Here is a 458-nt window from a genome sequence, read left to right as displayed (position 1 = left end):
ATATCATAAAAAGATCAATTAACAGACTGGTCTCTAACTCCCTGTATGAAATACCCAAAAACAAGTAAATACAAAAAGGAATCAACTCGAGTATGAGATAGACTCCTCTTTTTCATTTTATTAATACTCTAGTCCGTACTTTTCAGTTGCCTCTCTTAAAATTTCTCTTTCATTTCTGTTTAGATCGCTTCTGTGACAAAGCTGCGGCTTTCAAGCACCTTGAGCATGGCATCTGCTGTGTCTAGGGCTGTAAAGAGTGGTACACCGTGTTCAATGGCTGAACGGCGAATTTGCTCACCATCTTCGTCAGCAGTTCGTTTGGTTCCGACAGTATTGACAATGGCTTGGATTTTGCCTTTACGAACAAAGGCTGGAATATCCTGTTCATCATCGCCAATTTTCCCAACCGGTTGCGCTTGAAGTCCGTTTTCTGCAAAGAAGGCTGCTGTCCCTTCTGT

At 41.7% G+C, this 458-nt stretch carries 1 pseudogene; it reads right to left on the bottom strand.

Annotated elements, in window-relative coordinates:
- Positions 1 to 179 precede the first annotated feature (179 nt).
- Positions 180 to 458, bottom strand: a pseudogene (locus tag SORDD16_RS10015) (carbamoyl-phosphate synthase large subunit); the annotation flags it as partial.

The sequence above is a fragment of the Streptococcus oralis genome (genome assembly GCF_001578945.1).
Classification (GTDB): Bacteria; Bacillota; Bacilli; order Lactobacillales; family Streptococcaceae; genus Streptococcus; species Streptococcus oralis_Q.
Note: the sequence above shows the minus strand (reverse complement) of the source record. Positions and strands in the feature narration are given on the sequence as shown.